Annotated in this window: 4 protein-coding genes; 2 read left to right on the plus strand and 2 right to left on the minus strand. The window is 72.0% G+C overall.

Annotated elements, in window-relative coordinates; translation table 11 throughout:
• Window positions 1–4: 4 nt before the first annotated feature.
• A complete protein-coding gene (locus JCO01S_RS15125; RefSeq protein ID WP_169796972.1) occupies window positions 5–844 on the minus strand; it encodes a maleylpyruvate isomerase family mycothiol-dependent enzyme in 840 nt (279 codons plus the stop codon).
• A gap of 82 nt (window positions 845–926) precedes the next feature.
• On the opposite strand from JCO01S_RS15125, the gene JCO01S_RS15130 reads away from it, so the two are divergent.
• Complete coding sequence (locus JCO01S_RS15130) at window positions 927–1,724, plus strand: PIG-L deacetylase family protein (RefSeq protein ID WP_174521078.1); 798 nt, start codon at window positions 927–929, stop codon at window positions 1,722–1,724.
• A 101-nt stretch (window positions 1,725–1,825) separates the two neighbouring features.
• Window positions 1,826–2,095: a DUF7218 family protein gene (locus JCO01S_RS15135; RefSeq protein WP_068257642.1), complete on the plus strand. Its 270-nt coding sequence runs from the start codon at window positions 1,826–1,828 to the stop codon at window positions 2,093–2,095.
• A gap of 133 nt (window positions 2,096–2,228) precedes the next feature.
• On the opposite strand, the gene JCO01S_RS15140 is transcribed toward JCO01S_RS15135, so the two are convergent.
• Window positions 2,229–3,091, minus strand: an 863-nt coding sequence (locus JCO01S_RS15140) for an NAD(P)/FAD-dependent oxidoreductase (protein WP_169796973.1), incomplete at its 5' end; no start/stop codon positions are given.

Genomic DNA, 3,091 nt, shown 5'->3' on the forward strand with positions numbered 1-3,091 from the left:
TCCGTCAGTCGATCGACTGGGAGAGGATCGCCCGCAACCGCTCGGCGACCTCCTCATCCCCGTCGGTCTCCGGCTCGGCGAGGCCGGCGCGATGCCAGACCCAGGTGTCGAGCAGCTCGGCGGTGCCGCGGATCCACAGGTCCGGCTCCTCGACCACCTCGCCGACGTGGCCGTGGCCCACGACGTGCAGCTCGTCGGCGTCGACGTCCTCCCCGTTGCGTGGGTCGTGCCCGGTGAAGCGCCCCAGCCCGAGAACGAGCCGGTGCCCGGTGTCCGTCGCCTCGACGACGATCCGGGTGCCGTCCGCCTCGAAGGACCCCCACGACGGCAACCCGGCGTACATCACCTCCAGGCACTCGGCGAAGCCGTCCGCGGCCAGCGCAGGGTCGACGGGCGTGCGTTCACCCACGGCCAGCTCGGCGTCGATCCGGTGGATGAGGGCCTCGTGGGCCTGCCGACGCATCGTGAACGCGACGGTGTGCAGGTCCGGGTCGGAGGTCCAGCTCCACGCCCCCTCCGACGGGTCGGCATTGCGCAGCCGGAGCATCAGCGCCTCGTGCACCCGGTCCAGGATCGCCAGCAGGCCGGCCCGCGAGTCGGGACGGTCCGGCTCCTCGAACTCGGTCGGGGGCAGCGGACGGTTGGCGATCACCCACGCCCAGAAGGCCTGGACCTCCCCGCCCAGGTGCCACAGCAGGTCATCGACGTCCCACTCGGGGCAACCGGGCACGGCGGTCCCGGTGGGCGCCTGCGCAAGCACCTCGCGGAACCGGCGGGTCTCCCGCTCGATGGCGGCCACGTAGGTGTCGACGGGGAGCCAGTGCCCCTCTGGATGCTCACGCATGGCCATGACTCTCCACCCGTGCCCCCGGGACGGCAACCGGAAAACCCCCTTCGGTACCCGACCGTCACCACCTCGGTGCAGGATGGAGTCCGTGACCACGACCGTCTTCTTCCACGCCCACCCCGACGACGAGGCCAGCGGGACGGCCGGGTCGATGATCCTCACCTCCCGCGCCGGGCACCGAGTGGTCCTCGTCTACGCGACCGGCGGCGAGCACGGCACCGTCCCGCAGGACCTCCCGGAGGGGATGGACCTCGCGGAGTACCGAAGGGGGGAGGCCGCCGCCTCCGCCCGGCTCACCGGCACCTCCCGCGTGGAGTGGCTCGGCTACGTAGACTCAGGCATGACCGGGTGGGAGCAGAACGGCCACGAGACCTCCTTCCACTCCGCGAACACCGACGGGGCCGCCCGCCGGCTCGCGCGGGTCCTCGACGAGGAGGAGGCCGACATCCTCGTCGGCTACGACTGGCACGGCGGCTACGGGCACCCGGACCACGTCAAGGTGCACCACGTCGCACACCGCGCGGCCGAGCTCGCGGCCCGCCGACCGCGCGTCCTGGAGAACACGATGAACCGGGACCGGATGCGCCGGCAGCTCGAGCTGGCCCGCCAGGCCGGCCTCGAGCTCGACATGGACGCCGACGCCCCGGCGGACGACGGCAACCCTGTCGGGCTTCCGGAGAAGGAGATCCGCCACGCGGTGGACGTCACCGAGGTCATCGACGGCAAGCGCGAGGTGCTCGCCTGCCACGCCTCGCAGGAGGACGTGCAGTTCATGCTGAGGATGCCGGAGGAGGTCTTCGCCGCGGCCTTCGGCGTCGAGCACTACGCCGAGCCGGGCCGGCCCGAGGGGATGTCCAGCGGCCTCCCCTTCGTCTGACCTCGGCCACGCTGGGCTGCCCCCGCGCGGCCCTCATCCGGTCGCATGCATCGTCGGCGAACGGGTACGGCGGATGGGACGAGGAAAGGACGGTGTCACCGATGCCCGAACGCAAGCCGGGACCCAGCGTCAAGGACGACGAGCTCTACGAGGAGTTGCGTGACGAGGGTGAGAGCAAGGAGAAGTCGGCCAGGATCGCCAACGCGGCCGCCGACTCCTCGAGGTCGCAGGTCGGTCGGCGAGGCGGGAAGTCCGGCTCGTACGAGGACTGGACCGTCGACGAGCTGCACGAGCGGGCGCGTGAGCTCGACATCAAGGGGCGTTCGCGAATGGACAAGGACGAGTTGATCGAGGCCCTCCGCAACCACTGACGTGGTGGTGCCCGCGGGCGAAGGGGGCGAGTGGTGCCCCCTTCGCCCGTGTGCAGTGACCGGCCGGGAGCCGCGACACACAACATCTGCGGCGCGTTCGCACCCAACGCGACTCGCTCGTGGGGCCAGAAGGTTACTCGGAGGCCCCCAGGCCCTCGCTCGCGCGGAAGTCGGCCTCGTCCTCGCTGACCAGCCCCAGTCGGGAGATCGGTCGGTCGCTGACCACCTCGGACGCCCACGCGAGCGCGGTCGACCAGCGGTTGGCGGCCCGCGGCAGGGAGGCGAGGTGGTACGCGCGGGCCGCGATCTTGGCGGGCCAGCCGGACAACTTGAGCCCCAACGGGTTGGCCACGGCATACGTCGGTCCGAGGTCGACGACCAGGCCCAGGTCGTGGTGCTTGTAACGCGTGCTGCTGCCCACCCCGAGTGTCGCCGCGACATTGCGTGCGAGCGTCTTGCCCTGGCGCACGGCGTGCTGGGCGGTGGGTGGTGTGATGGCGTCCGTCTCCTCGCTCGCGAGGTCCGGCACGGCTGCGGCGTCGCCGCCGGCGAAGACGTGCGGGTGGCCGGGGACGGACAGGTCCGCGTTGACGGCGAGCCTGCCCTTCACCAGGGGCAGGCCGAGGGTTTCGAGCATCGGCGCCCCCGTCACCCCCGTCACCCACGCCACCGTCCTGGTGCCGATGACGTCACCATCGGTCAGGGTCGCCTCCTGCGCCGTGAGCTCCTCGAGACTCGTGCCGAGGCGGACATCGATCCCCCGAGCGCGCAGCGACTGCAGCGCGCGGTCGCCGAGCGTCTCCCCGACCTCCGGCATGACGCGGTCCGCGACGTCGATGAGGACGAATCTGGCCTGGTCCAAAGGCTTGCCTCGCTGCCGCGCGTGGTCCTCCGCGAGCGCATGCAGCTGGGCGACCAGCTCGGTGCCCGCGTACGAGGCACCCACGACGACCACCGTGCGGCGGGCCCGCCGCACCTGCGGGTCGGGCTCGTGCT

It is taken from the genome of Janibacter corallicola NBRC 107790, assembly GCF_001570965.1.
Lineage (GTDB): Bacteria > Actinomycetota > Actinomycetes > Actinomycetales > Dermatophilaceae > Janibacter > Janibacter corallicola.

Coding starts and splice junctions, on each gene's coding strand:
- JCO01S_RS15130 (WP_174521078.1), top strand. CDS start 927: ATGGAGTCCGTGACCACGACCGTCTTCTTCCACGCCCACCCCGACGAC.
- JCO01S_RS15125 (WP_169796972.1), bottom strand. CDS start 844: ATGCGTGAGCATCCAGAGGGGCACTGGCTCCCCGTCGACACCTACGTG.
- JCO01S_RS15135 (WP_068257642.1), top strand. CDS start 1,826: ATGCCCGAACGCAAGCCGGGACCCAGCGTCAAGGACGACGAGCTCTAC.